The 17,977-nt window shown below is 42.6% G+C and carries 15 protein-coding genes and 2 pseudogenes; 10 read left to right on the top strand and 7 right to left on the bottom strand.

Annotated features, from left to right (window positions below; translation table 11 throughout):
- Positions 1-6: 6 nt before the first annotated feature.
- A pseudogene (locus BTW01_RS13555) lies at positions 7-1,796 on the bottom strand (T7SS effector LXG polymorphic toxin).
- Positions 1,797-2,518: 722 nt separating this feature from the next.
- A pseudogene (locus tag BTW01_RS18500) lies at positions 2,519-2,677 on the bottom strand (IS1595 family transposase); the annotation flags it as partial.
- A gap of 117 nt (positions 2,678-2,794) precedes the next feature.
- Between BTW01_RS18500 and BTW01_RS13550 the strand changes: the two are divergent.
- On the top strand, positions 2,795-5,188 hold the full coding sequence (locus BTW01_RS13550) for a DUF6765 family protein (protein WP_162103481.1): 2,394 nt from the start codon (positions 2,795-2,797) through the stop codon (positions 5,186-5,188).
- A 338-nt stretch (positions 5,189-5,526) separates the two neighbouring features.
- Here BTW01_RS13550 and BTW01_RS13545 read toward each other — a convergent pair whose 3' ends face one another.
- The 3 genes from BTW01_RS13545 to BTW01_RS13535 form a co-directional block, all read right to left on the bottom strand.
- Positions 5,527-5,877 carry a hypothetical protein gene (locus BTW01_RS13545; RefSeq protein ID WP_162103480.1) on the bottom strand — a complete coding sequence of 117 codons (351 nt, stop codon included), beginning with the start codon at positions 5,875-5,877 and terminating at the stop codon, positions 5,527-5,529.
- Positions 5,878-6,033: 156 nt separating this feature from the next.
- Positions 6,034-6,312: a hypothetical protein gene (locus BTW01_RS13540; RefSeq protein ID WP_162103479.1), complete on the bottom strand. Its 279-nt coding sequence runs from the start codon at positions 6,310-6,312 to the stop codon at positions 6,034-6,036.
- A complete protein-coding gene (locus BTW01_RS13535) occupies positions 6,312-6,455 on the bottom strand; it encodes a spore protein (protein WP_162103478.1) in 144 nt (47 codons plus the stop codon). Before BTW01_RS13535 ends, BTW01_RS13540 begins: the two co-directional genes overlap by 1 nt.
- A gap of 159 nt (positions 6,456-6,614) precedes the next feature.
- On the opposite strand from BTW01_RS13535, the gene BTW01_RS13530 reads away from it, so the two are divergent.
- From BTW01_RS13530 to BTW01_RS13500, 7 genes are all read left to right on the top strand, one after another.
- A complete protein-coding gene (locus BTW01_RS13530; protein WP_162103477.1) occupies positions 6,615-7,739 on the top strand; it encodes an NAD(P)/FAD-dependent oxidoreductase in 1,125 nt (374 codons plus the stop codon).
- Positions 7,740-7,838: 99 nt separating this feature from the next.
- Positions 7,839-8,213, top strand: coding sequence for a nucleotide excision repair endonuclease (locus BTW01_RS13525; RefSeq protein WP_162103476.1), 375 nt, complete (start codon positions 7,839-7,841; stop codon positions 8,211-8,213).
- A 215-nt stretch (positions 8,214-8,428) separates the two neighbouring features.
- On the top strand, positions 8,429-9,415 hold the full coding sequence (gene frlB, locus BTW01_RS13520) for a fructosamine deglycase FrlB (RefSeq protein WP_162103475.1): 987 nt from the start codon (positions 8,429-8,431) through the stop codon (positions 9,413-9,415).
- Between the two features lie 80 nt (positions 9,416-9,495).
- Positions 9,496-10,764, top strand: a complete 1,269-nt coding sequence (locus tag BTW01_RS13515; RefSeq protein ID WP_162103474.1) for an ABC transporter substrate-binding protein — start codon at positions 9,496-9,498, stop codon at positions 10,762-10,764.
- A 57-nt stretch (positions 10,765-10,821) separates the two neighbouring features.
- Complete coding sequence (locus tag BTW01_RS13510; protein WP_162103473.1) at positions 10,822-11,700, top strand: carbohydrate ABC transporter permease; 879 nt, start codon at positions 10,822-10,824, stop codon at positions 11,698-11,700.
- Between the two features lie 3 nt (positions 11,701-11,703).
- Positions 11,704-12,606 carry a carbohydrate ABC transporter permease gene (locus BTW01_RS13505; protein ID WP_162103472.1) on the top strand — a complete coding sequence of 301 codons (903 nt, stop codon included), beginning with the start codon at positions 11,704-11,706 and terminating at the stop codon, positions 12,604-12,606.
- Between the two features lie 13 nt (positions 12,607-12,619).
- Positions 12,620-13,471 (top strand): fructoselysine 6-kinase, encoded by an 852-nt coding sequence (locus BTW01_RS13500; RefSeq protein ID WP_162103471.1) that lies wholly within the window; start codon positions 12,620-12,622, stop codon positions 13,469-13,471.
- 24 nt (positions 13,472-13,495) lie between these two features.
- Here the strand turns inward: BTW01_RS13500 and frlR are convergent, their stop codons facing one another.
- Positions 13,496-14,224 carry a transcriptional regulator FrlR gene (gene frlR / locus BTW01_RS13495; RefSeq protein WP_162103470.1) on the bottom strand — a complete coding sequence of 243 codons (729 nt, stop codon included), beginning with the start codon at positions 14,222-14,224 and terminating at the stop codon, positions 13,496-13,498.
- 178 nt (positions 14,225-14,402) lie between these two features.
- Between frlR and BTW01_RS13490 the strand changes: the two genes are divergently transcribed.
- Complete coding sequence (locus BTW01_RS13490) at positions 14,403-15,506, top strand: ABC transporter ATP-binding protein (RefSeq protein ID WP_162103469.1); 1,104 nt, start codon at positions 14,403-14,405, stop codon at positions 15,504-15,506.
- A 32-nt stretch (positions 15,507-15,538) separates the two neighbouring features.
- Here the strand turns inward: BTW01_RS13490 and BTW01_RS13485 are convergent, their stop codons facing one another.
- Complete coding sequence (locus BTW01_RS13485; RefSeq protein ID WP_162103468.1) at positions 15,539-16,408, bottom strand: endonuclease I family protein; 870 nt, start codon at positions 16,406-16,408, stop codon at positions 15,539-15,541.
- 315 nt (positions 16,409-16,723) lie between these two features.
- Here BTW01_RS13485 and allC point away from each other — a divergent pair, with 315 nt between their 5' ends.
- The gene (gene allC / locus BTW01_RS13480) at positions 16,724-17,962 is read left to right on the top strand and encodes an allantoate deiminase (RefSeq protein WP_162103467.1); all 1,239 of its coding nucleotides are present in this window, start codon (positions 16,724-16,726) and stop codon (positions 17,960-17,962) included.
- The last annotated feature ends 15 nt before the right edge of the window (positions 17,963-17,977 follow it).

Below are 17,977 nucleotides of genomic sequence, written 5' to 3'. Positions count from 1 at the left end.
AACTCCTTATTCTTTCTCATATTGTTTTGCTCTCCATCTCCAATACCTTGTCTTAAAGTTATTGTACTGTTTCTCCAAATAAACATCGTTCCTAAAACTTTCTCCATTACCTTTAAGGCCATGTATTACATCGCTATACTTTGTATGTAAACTATTAGGTATCTCAAGCAATGGTCCACTTTCTTCTTGTATGAGATGATGTAGGTTAATCTGTGTTCCGTCTTTAGCATAAGGAGACTTACCATCTTTCATTAATTTCAGATTAGTTTTTCCTTTTGGGGTTTTTTGATTAACATCAATGTCCTTTAGTGTATAGACTCTACGGCTTACATCTCTACTTTGTCCTTTAACTTTTACATTGCCGTCTATTTCAACAGCTCCATACTTTTCTTTATTTAACCAAGGGAGATTTATTTCCTGACCTGTAAATGGCTTTCTGCTCTCATCTAATTTCTTCGCATTAGTCAAGAGTTCATTCTTAAGGTTTAGGCTATCAACCACATTGTATGGCACATTATCAGCTAGGGCAAGATCGTATTTAGGGTTATAAGGTAGCAAATCTGGTATCTTAACGTCCTTGATTTTCTTACCTGCTTGACTTGCCTTGTTTATTACTTTACCCGCTGCATCTGCTTTGTTAATTGCTCCTGCGCCTTTCGTTCCAAATATAGCTACAGCCACCGAACCAATTGCATACGTTACCCATCTTGATCTAGAATAGGCATCTCCATTCGTCATATCCTTTTGATATGACTCTTCAATTGCTGCTGAAATGGCATCGTATGTTTTCACTGGATGCATAGCTGCATTGCCCAGTGCTGAGAGTGTTTCTCCTGGATCGGTAATGAAGTCCCGGTTACAGTGTCTTTTCCTACATCATATAAGCCTACTCCTACACCTTTTACGATATCCCAGGTGATTTCTCCTGCTCCTTCTAGCTGCTTCGCTTGTTCAATTTGCACTGCAAGCTGCACTTGAGACGGCTCTAGATTCTCATAGCCGACCTTCTTGGCGATTTCTAAGTATTCATCCGGATCTGTCACTCCGTCTGCTAGCTTCTTCTTTAAATCCTTGATTTCTCGCTCTTTCGCTTCATCTTTTTTGATCTTCAAATAAGCTTCAGTCTGTTTCTCAATATCGCCTTTTTTCTTATGTATGTCACTTTCTCGATAAGCTTTAGCATTGTAGTGAATGGGCGTAGCGTTTTTTCCTTTGCCTGTGGATTCCTCAAGCTTTTGGAAGTCCTTCTTGATGAATTGCTCGTTTGGCTCTGACTGGGCATATTCAGAAACAAGTGCTTCGTCAGCGCTGTCTATTTTATTGACTGTTTTTTTGCGTTGGTTCTCCGTATCGGCGAGTTCGTCTTTAAAGGTTTCTGTCGAGAACAAATCAAGCGGAAGAATATCGTCGATATCATGTAAAATATCTTTCATAGCTTTCTTTTGTTCAGACATAATCGTTTTTGATTTTGTGTAGGCGTTAGACAGCTCGTGTTCTAAGAAGGATTCTTCTATATAAGCATCAGATAAGCTGGCGTACTCTAAAGTGCCGGAAATGCTTGTCAAGAAAGCAATTTTCATATCAAGTAAGTCAATCCAATTGTCAGCTACACCTGCGTAGTCTTGATAAAATGCTTTAATGTTGTCGGCGCCTTTGCCGGAAAACTCACTGTCATCTAAATCAGCTACAGCTTTAAAAGCCTTTTTTAGATTGACCATCTGACTTCTTAATTCTTTGTATTCCTTGGCGCGTTTATCTGCTTCGGAAAGCAGTGTTTTGGCTTCAAATACTTTCATCTTCATATCCCTTCTTTTGGAATTTCACAACAAAATCTTATCACGAGGAAAAGAGGAATAATTGAAAAGTCTTTGTATTTAAAGAAAATGATTACTTTGATCTGTGTCTTTATTCCTGTTTTGTAAAACGAAAAAGTCCCGACTCATTAGAGAGGGACTTTATATAATCCATATTTTCTTTAGCCCAAGAAAAACGTGATACCACTTTTGATACCGAAAAATAAACTTTTTCACTGAAATCTATAAAAAAACGATAACGCAAAACAGCGCAAACCCTTATTTTATGCGCATTTGTGTTTTTCTTGCCCGCAATCATAGTCGAAATGGAAGGTTCAATCGGTTAATATAAATGAAACCCTTGGTATATTAAGAAATACCAAGGGTTTTTCTTTGTGAGGATCGGTTCGTGCCGGTTTGAATTTTTTACCCGACTACTTGCGTATGCTGCACATACTATGGAGAAATTTGATAATGGAAGGAGGATACGGAAGGATTGATTTCCATTGAGACCATTTGGGCTAGGCGATCGAGAGCCTAATCAAGAGGAAAGGGCTCGAAGCTTGCGACGTATGTGGCCGCTGTGTGGAAAATGAGATCCTTATGCATTGAACAAAACTAAAAGATGTATCTCTATTTTATGCAACAATTAATTCCAACAGTTAACTGCGTTATTCTGCCCGGTGGCTCGCCGATTTTCTTGGCAACCTATTGTAGTTGCGTTATTGTTTTCCGTCGGGCTTGAATCGGTAATGAGCCAAGCCTTTAGAAGTCGTATAGAAGCTAAATGCCCTCCATAAATTAGTAAATAGCACGCTTGAGTCAGATAGATGACCACCAATCGCTTCTTTTAATTTTGTAGTCCGAATACATTCACGCCCAAGTGTTAATATTTCCTCTGTTGACTGCGTAAGAGAGGGTTTCTCCTGGTGTCTGAATATTATGCGAGAATAGGGACACGATGTATATTATTAAACGGAACTGCTTAGGAGGAATTTTTTGTGAATAAAGATTTTCATTACTATGCAACTTATGTTGCTGCAATGACTGCTGGTTTTAGATATCAAGACGCACAGAAAATTGCTTATGCGGCCCAATATGTAGATGACTCTTCGATATCAATGATAAATACTGCATATTTACCGGGATTATCTCCGGTCCCGACTGCACAACAATTGAGTGAGTTAATTTATGATGACATATGGTGGTCGGAAACAAAACTTATAAATGCAGCAAGGGTGTGGGTTCCTTTTCATATGCTGCCGGGGAACTACGGTGCAAACAGTGACATTCAAGTATATAATGGTACAAGAAGCAGTAGCGATTCGACCGGGACTTATAAATGGTATTTTGATGATGAATCCAATGAAGAATTTAAGCTTTTATGTCAGAAAGATAGCTTGCTGGTTTCAGAAATGATCAATGACACAATAAATCATACTGGTGAAGACTACATTTTACATCTGATTGGATTAAGAATGCACGTTATGGCAGATACATGGGCTCATTGCAACTTTGCTGGCATACCTGCATGGTTTATTAATGAAACAGAGAAAGAAGTAACAAATATGGATACCGGTGATTTAATAAAAATTGATGAACGTTCTCCTGACGCCCTGGCATTTAATTCTTATAGTTATTTAGGACATGGTCGTATGGGACATTTACCGGATTACCCATATTTACATTACTCATATCATTCTCAATGGAAAGGACAAAAAGTACCTATTATAAAAAACAATTCAACTTTATTTCTGGATGCATTCAGGCAAATGGTAACGGCAATGAGACGAATAATAAATCACACAAGGTTTGATCCTAAAATATTTGATCCCATAGATGACAATACTTTAAATGTTGTACTGGAAATACTGCAAAAGAAAAATAATGACCAGTGCAATGACTGGAAAAAAAACATCAGCAGAATTATAGTCAATGGAGAGCCCTTGAGAGTTCCTGAGGACTATAATATAGATGCTTGGTTGACAGCAGCACAGAAAGCATCTGATAAGAAAAAGACCGACTATTACTTTTTCAACATTTCTGCAATACTACATCTATCCTTGGTTGAGAACAGTTTAAAAGCGAATGGAATTTTTATTGGTGAAACACCGCAATCAAATATTTTGCATGGAACCTTGCGTACTGAAGTAGGTTACGTGCAGCAAAGAAAAAACCCCGCTCCTATATTGGGGGAGGATGCCATTCTACTTCAGGTGGTTAAGGCGAACAACCAAATATTAAAAAACGGGGATGTAGTAAAGATAAAAACGAGTGAATATATAAAGGATGGAAAAAACTATCTAGGAGCATGGCCACAAGGTGTTTATTATTACTTTAAAGATGAAAATATAAGTAAGCAAAAATGGAAGATTATCAAACGTTCTGGCTCTCAAGGAGATAATATCCTCCCTACGGATACTGTGTTTTTACAAAATATACACTATGATAATGTGCCCTTTTTAAATTATTATAAAGGCTTATTTAACGAAAATTACTTAACAACAACTGATCTGTCTAAGGACTGGGTACTTGACTATTTTAACTCTGGCTATAAGATTTCAACTTTTGCAAATCATGGGATGGCTCTGAAAATTGATGGTACGATTGCAGTGTGGGGGGAGAACGATTCTCATCAATGTGATATTCCTACCGGCTTATCTAATATAATTTCTATTGATGCAGGCCATAGGCATTGCTTAGCATTAAGAATTGACGGGACTGTTACTGCATGGGGTAACAATAAATTTAATCAATCCACTGTACCTACCGATTTAAATAATGTAATTGCTGTGGCTGCTGGTGGTGCTCATTCTCTTGCATTAAGAAAAGATGGTATAGTTGTGGCATGGGGGGATAACCGATTTAATCAAAAAACGGTGCCATCTACTTTAAATAATGTGACGGATATTGCTGCAGGTACTCTTCATTCTCTTGCATTAAGAAATGATGGAACAGTTGTAGCATGGGGACAAAACGAATTTCACAAAACAGATGTACCTTACGGGTTAACTAATGTTAAAGCTATCGCAGCGGGAAATGAATACTCCTTAGCCTTAAGAAGTGACGGTATCGTTGTGTCCTGGGGGACGAGGGGAGTTTCTGGTACTCCTTGTTTCGAGGTACCTAAAGGATTAAATAATGTTATAGCTATTGCAGCGGGAACAGATCACTGCTTAGCCTTAAAAAACGACGGTACAATTGTGGGCTGGGGTGATAATGCTAACCAACAACTGGATATACCTAAAGGATTAAATAATGTTATAGCTATTGCAGCGGGAGCAGCTCACTCCTTGGCTTTAAAAAACGACGGTACAATTGAGAGCTGGGGTGATAATTCTCACCATCAACGGGATATACCTCATGGTCTAAATCTTATAAAGAGAGCGAAATGAGATGGTCAATTCAAGTCAGATTATACAATAACTAAAACATGGATTTCTGAAGCTGATTCGAATATTGATCCTATCTAATAGACAAAAGCCCGTCTCATATAAGGCGGGCTTTATATAATCCATATTTTCTTTATCCCAAGAAAAACGTGATACCACTTTTGATACCGAAAAATAAACTTTTTCACTAAAATCTTTTAAAAAACGATAACGCAAAACAGCGCAAACCCTTATTTTATGCGCATTTGTGTTTTTCTTGCGTGTAATCATAGTCGAAATGGAAGGTAGTATCGGTTAATATAAATGAAACCCGGCGGATGTTTCCGCCGGGTTTTGTCTATTTATTGACGAACGCTGATCGTTACAACGCCTAGTACGCTCGATCCTTTATAGATTGTGACTTGGGCAGACCCAGGTATAGATTTGCTGTATACCATTCCGCTTTGACTGACTGAGATATAATCACGGCCGGAGGTTACTACGTAGCTAGTAGCTCCAGCTCTGGCAATATTTAAGTAGCTGTTTACTTTCATCTGATAAAAGGCATCCATGACTTTTATCGGACTATGTGAGGCATTTTGAATGGAAGATGCCGGTGCAGCCGACATTTCCTCAGCAGATGCCACACCGCTTAAACTGAAAGCCAAAGCAGACACTGATAGTGCAGAAATAATAGCTTTTTTACCTTTCATTTGTAACACTCCTTTTTTATTTTTTCTTACACATTACTAATTAGATAAAGAAAGCTCGCTTCCTTCTACACAATATGTATAAAATGTTAACAAATGGATTTTTATTATTTAAATGAGAGAAAGCCGCAGGCATTATTTAAACCTACGGCTGCTTTTTTAACTGTCAGGTATATCATTGGGTTGAATATCCATGACAGAGTCCACTGTTGAGCTATGAGTGTTTTTCATTTCTAATAATTGGTGATAAGCCGTATCAAACTCCTCTTTTGACATCTGCTTTGCGGCTAATGCTGAGCATAAAATAGCAAAGGCGATTGGCATTGTATCAATGTGAATGTCGATATGAACTTCTGAGTTGCCGCTGTTTTTAACCACGGATTCATTAGTGGGCAGGTCTTGAGTGTGTCTGTTGATAGGAATAATATTTTTCTTCATTATCCTTGTCCGGCTTGTTTCTGCGCCTGATCCTGATCTGTATTTACGCTGACCACAACTTTTGAATTACCGCTGTTTGAGACATTTGCAACTGGCGCATCGCGCTCTGTGTTTTCTGGGTTTACTTGATGTTGCTCGCTCATGGTATCCATCCTTTCTCTATTGATAGTGACAGGATATTCGATAGGAGAATGAAAAGATTGGACGGAATTCGCGGTTTTTTCATATTAGGGCATAAGGTCGAAGGAAAGCATTCGATTTGGTAAAATGAAAAGACATTATAATAGAAAAGGTGTTAACATATGAAATCTTATATTATCGTCGGCGCCGGCATATTAGGTGCGTCGACGGCTTATCATCTCGCACAATCAGGCGCCCAGGTTACTGTTATTGATCGAAACGAGCCGGGACAAGCAACTGATGCGGCTGCCGGGATCGTCTGTCCTTGGCTTTCCCAGCGCCGCAACCAGGATTGGTACCAGCTTGCTAAGGGAGGCGCGCGGTATTATACGGATTTAATCCATCAATTAGAAGAGGATGGAGAAACGGATACAGGATATAAGCGTGTCGGTGCGATCAGTATTCATACGGATACGCTGAAGCTAGATAAGATGGAGGAGCGGGCCCATAAGAGACGGGAGGATGCCCCGGAAATCGGTGATATTACCCGCTTGTCCGCAAGTGAAACGAAAAAGCTGTTTCCGATTTTAGCTGACGGCTATGAATCGGTTCATATCAGTGGCGCCGCGCGTGTGAACGGAAGAGCGCTGCGCCGGTCTCTTTTAAGCGCTGCGAAAAAACGCGGCGCAGTGATCATTAAAGGAAATGCATCCTTGCTTTTTGAAAACGGAACGGTTACTGGGGTGCAAACAGATACACAGCAGTTTGCGGCTGACGCGGTGATTGTAACAGCGGGGGCATGGGCCAATGAGATCATGAAACCTCTTGGCATTCATTTTCAAGTGTCCTTCCAGAAAGCGCAGATTATGCATTTTGAAATGATGGACACGGATACTGGATCATGGCCGGTTGTGATGCCGCCAAACGATCAGTACATTCTTTCATTTGAAAACGGTCGAATTATAGCGGGCGCTACGCACGAAAATGATGCCGATCTTGATGATTTGCGTGTGACGGCCGGAGGACAGCATGAAGTATTGAGCAAAGCGCTAGCGTCAGCACCTGGTCTTGCTGATGCGTCTGCCGTTGAAACAAGAGTGGGTTTCAGGCCTTTCACGCCGGGTTTTCTGCCGGTTATCGGCGCTATGCCGAACGTTCAAGGTCTTTTTGCCGCTAACGGTTTAGGTGCTTCGGGATTAACGATGGGGCCGTTTTTGGGTTCTGAGCTCGCGAAGCTGGTTCTCGGGAAGCAGACAGAAATTGACCTTAGCCCTTATGATCCAGCCGGAGCGTTGCATAATAAGTAGAAGCATAACAAACAAATAGTATAAAGCTGTTCTAGCTTTTCTTTTCTTTCTGTCTGTGTTAGCATTTATATTTAATGAAAAAGAGGACGTGAACTGATTTTGATAAAAATTGAGATACCTGCACCGAATGTCACGATTACCGAACGACAGCAGTCAGCGAATGAGAACGAGCCAAAAATAAAGGCGATATACGGATTCATCGATTTTCATCAGATACCAAGGGATAAAGGCGGCATCTTTATGTTTTACAATATTCATGATGAGCTGCTGTTTGTCGGCAAAGCCAGAAAGCTAAGACAAAGAATTAAGAAGCATTTTGAAGACAATGTCTCACCGATCAAACAACATAGAGACGAAGTATATAAAATTGAAGTCTGTGTAGTTGATGAGCCAATGGATAGAGACATTTATGAAACATATATCATCAATACACAGCAATCGAAGTACAATATAGACAAGGCATTTTTTAAATAAAAGTCAGTCTGCGGATTGAATAGCGAAGCCAGAGCTTATGTTAAGCTCTGGCTTTTGATTTGGACATTTTTCTACAGATAGGCCCTTTGGCTATCACTTTGTATAAACTATTGGGAAATTTCTGAAAATAATATTGACAATCTCATCCTCAGACTTTAATATAACAATATATAATGTTATATAACGTTATATAATAAAAATAGGGAGTGAAGGATTTGAGTCAGGTCACATCAAAAGTAAATCGTGAGGTTCAAGCTTTCTTGCAGGATTTGAAAGGGAAAACCATTGACCATGTATTCTTTGTCGCATGCGGAGGCTCTTCAGCCCTTATGTATCCGAGTAAGTATGTGTTTGACAGGGAGTCAAATTCAATGAACTCCGACCTTTACAGCTCTAATGAATTTATTCAGCGCAATCCTGTTCAGCTTGGTGAGAAGTCTCTAGTTATTTTGTGCTCGCATTCGGGAAATACCCCGGAAACGGTCAAAGCTGCCGCGTTTGCAAGGGGTAAAGGCGCACTTACGATTGCAATGACGTATAAACCGGAGTCTCCTTTAGCGCAGGAAGCGCAATATGTTGCCCAGTATGATTGGGGGAATGAGGCGCTTGCGATCAATACGAACTATGGTGTTCTGTATCAAATCGTTTTCGGCGTCCTGCAAGTATTAGAAAACAATACAAAATTTGAACAAGCGATTGAAGGTTTAGATCAATTACAGGCTGTGTACGAAGAAGCCCTTAAGCAAGAAGCTGACAATGCAAAGCAATTTGCAAAAGCTCATGAAAAAGAGAACATTATTTACACAATGGCAAGCGGTGCAAACTATGGTGTCGCGTACTCTTATAGCATCTGCATTCTCATGGAAATGCAATGGATTCATTCCCACGCCATTCATGCCGGAGAATATTTTCACGGACCGTTTGAAATTATTGATGAATCCGTGCCGTTTATCATCCTGCTCGGTTTAGACGAAACAAGACCTCTGGAAGAGCGGGCGCTTACCTTCTCGAAAAAATATGGAAAAAAACTCACTGTGCTTGATGCTGCATCTTATGATTTCACTGCAATTGACGATTCAGTTAAAGGCTATCTTGCTCCGCTCGTTCTCAACCGTGTGCTGAGACGCTATGCGGACGAGCTGGCAGAGGCGAGAAATCATCCTTTATCTCATAGAAGATACATGTGGAAAGTTGAATATTGATCTGAAACTGAAGAATGATTATGCATTAGACTATAATGTTATATAACATTATAGTCTAATGTCCAGAGGAGGCCAACCCTTTGAAGAAAATGTTGTTGTTTTTGATCATTGCAGCTGTCAGTATGTTCACCATTGCGGGCTGTTCGAGCCAGGGCAGTTCAGCGGATGGAAAGGTGACATTAAAATTGTTCCACAGATGGCCGAAGGAGCCGGAAAAAAGTTATTTTGAAGAGGTTGTTAAGGAATTTGAAAAAGAGCACCCGGATATCCACATTCAAATTGAAGCCGTTTTAAATGACTCTTATAAAGATAAAATTAAGGTCATGCTGGGAACCGCCAGCCCTCCTGATATTTACTTCTCTTGGAGTGACGAGTTTGCTTTTAAATTCATCAGAGGCAATAAGGCACTTGATCTCTCGTCCTACTACAAAGATGATACCGATTGGTCATCACAGCTCGTTCAATCGCAAATTACACCATTTACTTATGAAAACAAGCAATATGGCGTGCCGTGGCAAATGGACGCTAAATCATTCTTCTATAATAAAGACATTTTTCAAAAATTGAACCTTTCCCCTCCGAAGACATGGGATGAATTAATGAACGTGTCAAAGAAGCTGAAAGAAAATGGCTATACGCCGATCAGCTTTGGAACAAAGGCGACTTGGACCATCTCGCACTATATCGGCACGCTCAATCAGCGGATGGTCGATGAAAAAACCCGGAAAAAGGATTACAACGCCAAAACGGGTGAATTTACTGATGAAGGCTATGTGAAAGCACTTGAAAAGCTGCAGGAGCTGATGCCTTACTTCAATAAACATGTAAACTCCGTCGATCACGAATATGTGAGACAGCAATTTAAGAGCGGAAAATCGGCGATGATATATGCGGAAACAGCGGAAATCAAGCTGGTTGAACCGGTGAATCTTGGGTTGTTCCCATTCCCTGAAATCAGCGGCCAAAAAGGATCTTCAAAAGTATTAACGGGATCACCGGAAGGATTTATGATTGCCTCAAAAACAAAACATCCGAAGGAAGCGGCGGAATTTTTGCAGTTTCTGACGTCGAAAAAAATGGGTGAAAAGCTTGTTAAAGATGTCGGAAAATACAGTGCAGTGCAAGGAACGGCAACCGCAGAAAATTCTACAGCCGTTCAGCGAGAAGCTGTTCAGCATATTGTTGATGCGAAAGCAATGGTTCCGTGGTTTGATATGGATGTCAATGTTGAAATCGCAGATGTGTACTTAACGAGCGTTCAGCAAATGCTTGGCGGCGACATGACACCGGAACAGGTGATGAAAGCCGTTCAGAAAGCAGCAAAGCAAGTAAGTGCGTCAGCTAAATAAAGCAAAGAAAAGGTGAAGCTTCGCACCTTTTCTTTTTATAAAGGAGATGAGATTTCCTTGGTCAATCAGAATAAAATCATTCCCTATTTGTTTTTGGTGCCTGCTCTCGTTTTTTTACTTTTCGTTTATATCCCGATTTTTGAGAATGTCTTCCTCAGCTTGTTTCAGTGGAGCTCTTTTTCTCCTGAAAAAACGTTTATCGGCTTGAAAAACTATATTGAATTATTTCATGATCCTGTCTTCTATCAGGCGCTTACCAATAATGTGCTTTACGCAGTGATCTCGATTGTATGCCAAGTATTTGGCGGCTTGATTTTGGCGGCGGTGCTTGAGGATAAGCTGGTCAGAAAATGGTCGCCATTTTTTCGCACCGTTTTCTTTTTGCCGGTTGTCATTTCCATGACGGTGATCGCGCTGTTGTTTGATTTTATTTACAACCCTGAGACGGGGCTTTTGAATCAGCTGCTTCAGGCGGTAGGGCTTGATCAGCTGACGAGGGCTTGGCTTGGGGAGGACAGCACGGCTATGCTTTCTGTTATTTTTGTGTCTCAATGGCAATCTGTCGGTTATATTGCGATGCTGTACATTGTGTCGATCCAGAAAATACCGGATGAGCTGTATGAAGCGGCTCGGCTTGACGGTGCGGGGAAAATTCAGCAGTTTTTTCATATTACCCTTCCCCAGACGAAAGAGATGTCTTTTGTTGCAGTGGTCATGACGCTGACCGGCGCCTTTACGGTATTTAATGAACCGTACATATTGACCGGCGGCGGACCGGGAAATGCTTCAGAGGTCTTAAGCACGTTTTTATATAAAAGCGCCTTTACAAAGGATATGATGGGCTATGCCTCAGCAATTGCCACCGTTGTGTTAATCGTTACGCTCGCATTGTCGCTCATGCAAATGAAATTCTTTAAAACCGGAAAGGAGGAGTAACAGATGCTGCCTGAAAAGAAGACAGATTCGTTCAGATTGGAGCCTGTGCCTGACCAGCACATTGAAATGAAAAGAAAACCTAGACGAAAATGGTACATCGGAGAAACGTCTGTGTGGGTTTTTCTGTTTCTTTATCTAATTGCGATCGCCTATCCGCTTTTATGGATGGTGATGAGCGCCTTTAAAAACTCGGACGATATTTTTGAGCACAGCTGGTCGCTGCCGTCTTCGTGGCATCCGGAAAACTTTGTGTCCGCCTGGAATCAGGGGATTTCTTCTTATTTTATGAACAGTGTCATTGTGACGGTGCTGACGTGTGTGATTACTGTCTTTATCAGTGCGTGGGCGGCATACGGCCTTTCCCGGTTTGAGTTTAAAGGAAAAGGATTCTTTCTGGTGCTTTGTCTTGGCGGTTTGATGCTGACACCGCAGGTCAGCCTTGTACCGCTTTATTCTATTATTCAGTCGCTGGGCCTTTACAATACGTATTGGGCGTTGATCCTGCCGTATGCGGCTTACCGGATCCCATTCACCATCATTTTGATCCGCTCTTATTTTCTTTCAATCTCCAAAGAATTGGAGGAGGCGGCTTATTTAGATGGGTGTACGAGCTTCGGATTATTTTTCAGAATTTTCTTACCAATGAGTGTGCCGATTTTGGTAACCTCCGGCATTTTGACGGCTTATCATACATGGAATGAATTTATGTTTGCGATTATTTTTATCGATGATGAGAACTTGCGGACCATTCCAGCCGGGCTGATGCAGTTCAGAGATGCATTACAGACAGATTGGGGCGTCCTGCTGGCGGGATTAACGATTTCAGCCGCACCGATTATTATTCTATTTTTATTGATGCAGAAATATTTTGTCCGCGGGATTGCGAGCGGAAGCGTAAAAGGGTAAAGGGGGAAGTAAAATGAGATTGATTGCGGTTGGAGATAATGTTGTCGATTACTATCAGGATCAAGAAACGTTCTACCCGGGAGGAAATGCCTTAAACGTCGCAGTGCTTGCCAAACGGCTCGGACATGAGACATCCTATATCGGAATCGTCGGCAATGACGAAGCGGCGGCACATCTTTTGAACGTGCTGAAGTTGGAGAAAGTCAATGCGGACTATGTCCGTCAGGCGCACGGAGAAAACGGAATGGCGATTGTCACCCTTGATGAACAGGGTGATCGGATTTTTGTCAGATCAAATAAAGGCGGCATTCAGTCCCGGCTTCGTCTCGTGTTTCAGGAAAAAGATCTAGCCTTTATCAGCGGACATGATCTGCTGCATACCAGTGTCTACAGCAGACTTGAGAACGATCTTCCGCAGCTGTGCGGGCGGGTCCCGGTCTCCTTTGATTTTTCAACCAATCGGGAGGATGATTATTTGAGGAAGGTCTGTCCTTATGTGACATATGCGTTTTTTTCAGGGAGCGATTTGAGTGAGTCAGAGTGCGGCGAGCTTGCTGAAAAAGCTCATGGGTATGGAGCGAAATTCGTTTGTCTGACTCGCGGGGGCGAGGGAGCAATTCTGTCTGCAGGTGGCCGAGTCTATCATCAGCCGATTGTGGAAGCTGATATAATAGATACACTTGGAGCGGGAGATTCATTTATAGCAGGTTTTTTGACGGCTTTTTGCGAGGCGCAGGATATCACGCACGCTTTGCGCCAAGCGGCAGAAACGGCTGCGAACACATGCGGTGTGTATGGGGCTTTCGGCTATGGTCATCCTTATCGTTTGGAGGACGGAGGAAGTGAAAAAACGAGAATACTATAAGCAGTGTCTCGTTTTTTATGCCTGTTACGTGTAGGGGCTGTTGATCGTAAAGGTGACACGGTTTGTGTGCATCAAAAACAGTGAACAGTAGATGGGCTGGTCCTCTGATGTAAAAGCCGTTTTATCAATTTCAAACAGCGCATCCCCGATATCGCAATCCAGGTATTTGCTTTCCTCCTGCTGGGCATATACAACGTTTAATAGCTTTGTATTGTGGATGGGAGCAACTTCGTATTGCTGTCTCAAAATATCATGCATGGATACCCCATCGGCAATAAAGGTATCAATGGCAGGAAACAAATCCAACGGATAATGCGTCACTTCAAAGGTGAGCGGCTGGTCATCATTATATAAAATCCGTTTTAATTCAACGACAGGGCTCTCGGGATTGATTTGAAGCTTTTCGGCAATGGGTTTTGCCGCCGGAATGATCTCGTGGGACAGTACATGATGCTTTGGTTTTTTGCCGGTTGATTCCATAAATTCCGAATAGCCGTTTACTGCAATCAGCTCTCGTTTTAATTTAGGGCTTTTAACGAACGTTCCCTTTCCCTGCTGCCTGATTAGATAACCTTCTTCGACTAAATCGAGAATGGCTTTTCTGACGGTAATGCGGCTGACATTATACTTGCTGCAAAGCTCGTTTTCGGTAGGCAGCTTGGCGGTTGGGGAATACACGCCCTTTTTGATGTCATCAGTGATAATTTGTTTTAGCTGGATGTATAGAGGTGTAGAACTTCCGTTGTTTAACAAAGGGTAGCCTCCTTTTAACCTATTAACCATATTATAATGTATTATGACGTTATAATACAAATTTACATTTTATTTTAGATATCCAGACAAAATGGGAATCGATTACTCTAAAAATAACAGAAAGACCAAGTTGTTTCCAGTGACGAAATAACAGATGAAAAGATAGGGGGAATGTCTGATGGCTGCATTAACATTCGAACATGTCAAAAAATCATATCACACACAATTAACGGTGAAGGACTTTGATTTAGATGTGAAGGATAAAGAGCTTTTGGTGCTGGTGGGGCCGTCAGGTTGCGGAAAATCGACGACGCTGCGGATGGTGGCGGGACTGGAAAGCATTTCTGAAGGAAACCTTCTCATTGATGGGGAGCGGGTCAATGATCTGCCGCCGAAAGAACGTGATATCGCGATGGTATTCCAAAATTATGCGCTTTATCCGCATATGACAGTTTTTGATAATATGGCGTTCGGATTAAAGCTCAAAAAGATGGCGAAACAGGAAATAGCCGAGCGGGTTCATGCGGCGGCTCGAATTTTAGAGATTGAACATTTGCTGAAGAGAAAACCAAAGGCGCTCTCCGGCGGGCAGCGGCAAAGGGTGGCGCTTGGCAGATCGATTGTGAGGGAGCCGAAGGTCTTTTTAATGGACGAGCCGCTGTCCAATCTGGACGCAAAATTGAGAGTGACGATGCGCACAGAAATCAGCAAGCTGCACCAGCGTTTAGAGGCAACCATTATTTATGTCACGCATGACCAGACTGAAGCGATGACAATGGGTGATCGGATTGTCGTGATGAATGAAGGAGAAATTCAGCAGGTGGCGAAGCCTCATGACATTTATCATTATCCGGCGAATTTGTTTGTGGCAGGCTTTATCGGTTCTCCGGGAATGAACGTTCTGAAAGGTGTGATTGAAGAGCAGCATGGCGAGCTATTTTTCACAAATCCTTCAATCCGTCTTCATATTCCAGAAGAAAAAGCGAAGCGGATTAAGGAAAAGGGATATGTCGGAGAACAGATGGTTGCCGGCATCCGCCCGGAACATATCACACAAATGATCGGACATGATCAGCTGTTTGATTCAGTGTGTAAAGCGAGGGTAGAAGTGAATGAAAATCTGGGATCAGAGCAGATCGTACACGTTACGGCTGGTGGTGAGCGGCTTACGGTCCGTCTGGATGGAAACACGCGAATCGCCGCAGGCGATTCGGTCCAGCTGGCAGTCAAAATGGATCACGTCGTTTTTTTCGATTCGGAGACAGAAGAGGCTGTGTATTAGGAAAGGTGCTCCTGAACAGGAGCACCTTTTTCTTACGGCCAAATCTCGGCCGCCCATTCTGGATGGTCGATAAATGGATTGCGGTTATGCTGATATTTTTCATAAATGATTTCATTTCTTTTTCGCTCGCGGTCGTCAACCGGGTCCTGTCTATTCCATTTGAGAAGGACTGATTGTTTTCCGTGATAAGGGGCTGAGCCGTTGCCTGTTTTATCATTAAGCTCAAGATCTGGGAAGCCGTCATCGCCTTCGTAACGGACAGCCATGTAAAACAGCATACGGGCGACATCGCCTTTCACATCATCACGAGGCTCCCATGAATCTTCATCATAATAATTTCCAGGCGCTTTCGCATATTCCGTACCGCCGTTGTCAAAATCCATATTTCCTCTGGTGCTGTTGACTTGGACATCAGCCGGACGCAGATGGTGAATGTCTGTGCCGGGCCCTTTGCTTGTACCAAAATTACCGTGTGATTTCGCCCAGACGTGCTCGCGGTTCCAATTGCCGACATTGCCGCCGTTCAGGTTTTTCGACCGCGATTCATTCGTATAGAGCAGGATGACATTATTGGGGTTTGCCGGATCTTCATCGGTTTCTTTCAGTGCGTTCCATACTTCGCTGTAGGACAGCATCGTGTGTCCGCTGATAATGCTGTGCAAGGTGTTTTTAAGCGCTTTTCCTGTTTTTCCTTCAGTTCCTTCATAATAGGTACCTGTGTCTGCGTGAGGTGCAGCGGGAGCGGCTAAGGAGAGAAGCCCCATGGCACCTGAAGAGGAAGACGCTGCTAATCGGTCATGTAAGCTCCATAAGGTTTGCGGGCTTGCTAAAGCGGCGGGCGCAAACCATCCGGAAAACAGTAATACACAGACGAGCGGCAAAAACCTTATGAGGTTTGTCATCACTTGCCCTCCTTTTATCAGATCATGTCTATTATCTAAAATTGAAATAAAGGATAGAAGTGTCATTTTGTATATTTTTCATTAAAATTATAAATTAGTCCTTTTGGAGGAGGCGGATATCCATTGATGTATGTGTCCGAATACATGGTAACGCAATTCCCTCATTCATTTGTGTAACTTGGATTCCTCCACGCCGCTATGCTTTTGATAGATACTATAACTAAAAAATAAACGTTTTTTTGGTTCATTTGCCAATGAACTATCGGTGGGCTCCTTCTATAATGAAGTCACCATAATGGGCATAGGGGGGAGTGCATGGAAAAGCAGAGGCTTTCCGTCAAAAACAGCATCACAGACTATATTGAATGGCTCGCCCAATACGGCGCAACTGCTGATGGCGGCGTGACGAGGCTTTTGTATTCAAATGAATGGATGGACGCGCAGCTCGCTGTGAAGACGGAAATGTCGGCATTCGGACTTGAGACAAGATTCGATGATGTCGGCAATGTGTTTGGTAGGCTTTCAGGCACACAGTATCCGGAGGAAGTCATTTTAACCGGTTCACATATCGATACTGTCATTAATGGGGGCAAATATGACGGCGCTTATGGTGTGCTGGCGGCAATACTTGCAATCAAGCAGCTCAAAGAAACGTACGGAGCTCCGAAAAAAACACTCGAAGCCGTGTCCTTATGTGAGGAGGAGGGCAGCCGTTTTCCAAAGACCTATTGGGGGTCAGGAAATATGACGGGTGTTTTTTCATTACAGGATGCTGTCGAACCGAGAGATGAAGCAGGCGTCTCTCTGCAAACTGCGATGTATGAGAACGGTTTTGGCAAAGGTGTATTTCAATCAGCGTACAGGAAAGATATCAGCGCTTTTGTTGAGCTTCATATTGAACAGGGACAAACGTTGGAAATGTCGGGCAGGGATCTCGGCATTGTGACAAGTATTGCGGGGCAGAGGCGATATCTCGTCACGCTGGAGGGGGAATGCAATCATGCGGGAACCACCTCCATGAAATGGCGCAAGGACCCGCTCGCAGCCAGCAGCCATATCATTCATGAACTGCTACTTCGTGCGGGAGAGCAGCCGGAAGAGCTTCGTCTGACATGCGGGAAAATAATGGCAGATCCTAATATAGCCAATGTCATACCGGGCCGAGTGCAGTTTTCGATCGATATTCGCCATCAGCATCAGCATGTGCTGGAGCAATTTCATGAAGACATGGCTGCTTTGATCAACGGCCTTTGCCGCCAAAAAGGGATTCGTGCCGTCATTGATGAATATATGCGGATAGAGCCTGTACCAATGGACAAAGGACTGAAGGCTGCTGCTCTTGAAACAGCGGCAGAAAACGGCATCAGCTGTGAAGAAATGGTGAGCGGAGCAGGACATGACGCGCAAATGATCGGAAGACGATATCCAGCTTGTATGCTGTTTGTGCCAAGCCGCGGCGGCATCAGCCACTCACCGAAGGAATACACCTCAGGCAGACAGCTTGAGATCGGCGTCCACGCATTGACTGATTTATTATACAAACTGGCTTACTGATAAAGGAGGAATGGC

The sequence above is a fragment of the Bacillus sp. SKDU12 genome, assembly GCF_010093085.1.
Classification (GTDB): Bacteria; Bacillota; Bacilli; order Bacillales; family Bacillaceae; genus Bacillus; species Bacillus mexicanus.
Note: the sequence above shows the minus strand (reverse complement) of the source record. Positions and strands in the feature narration are given on the sequence as shown.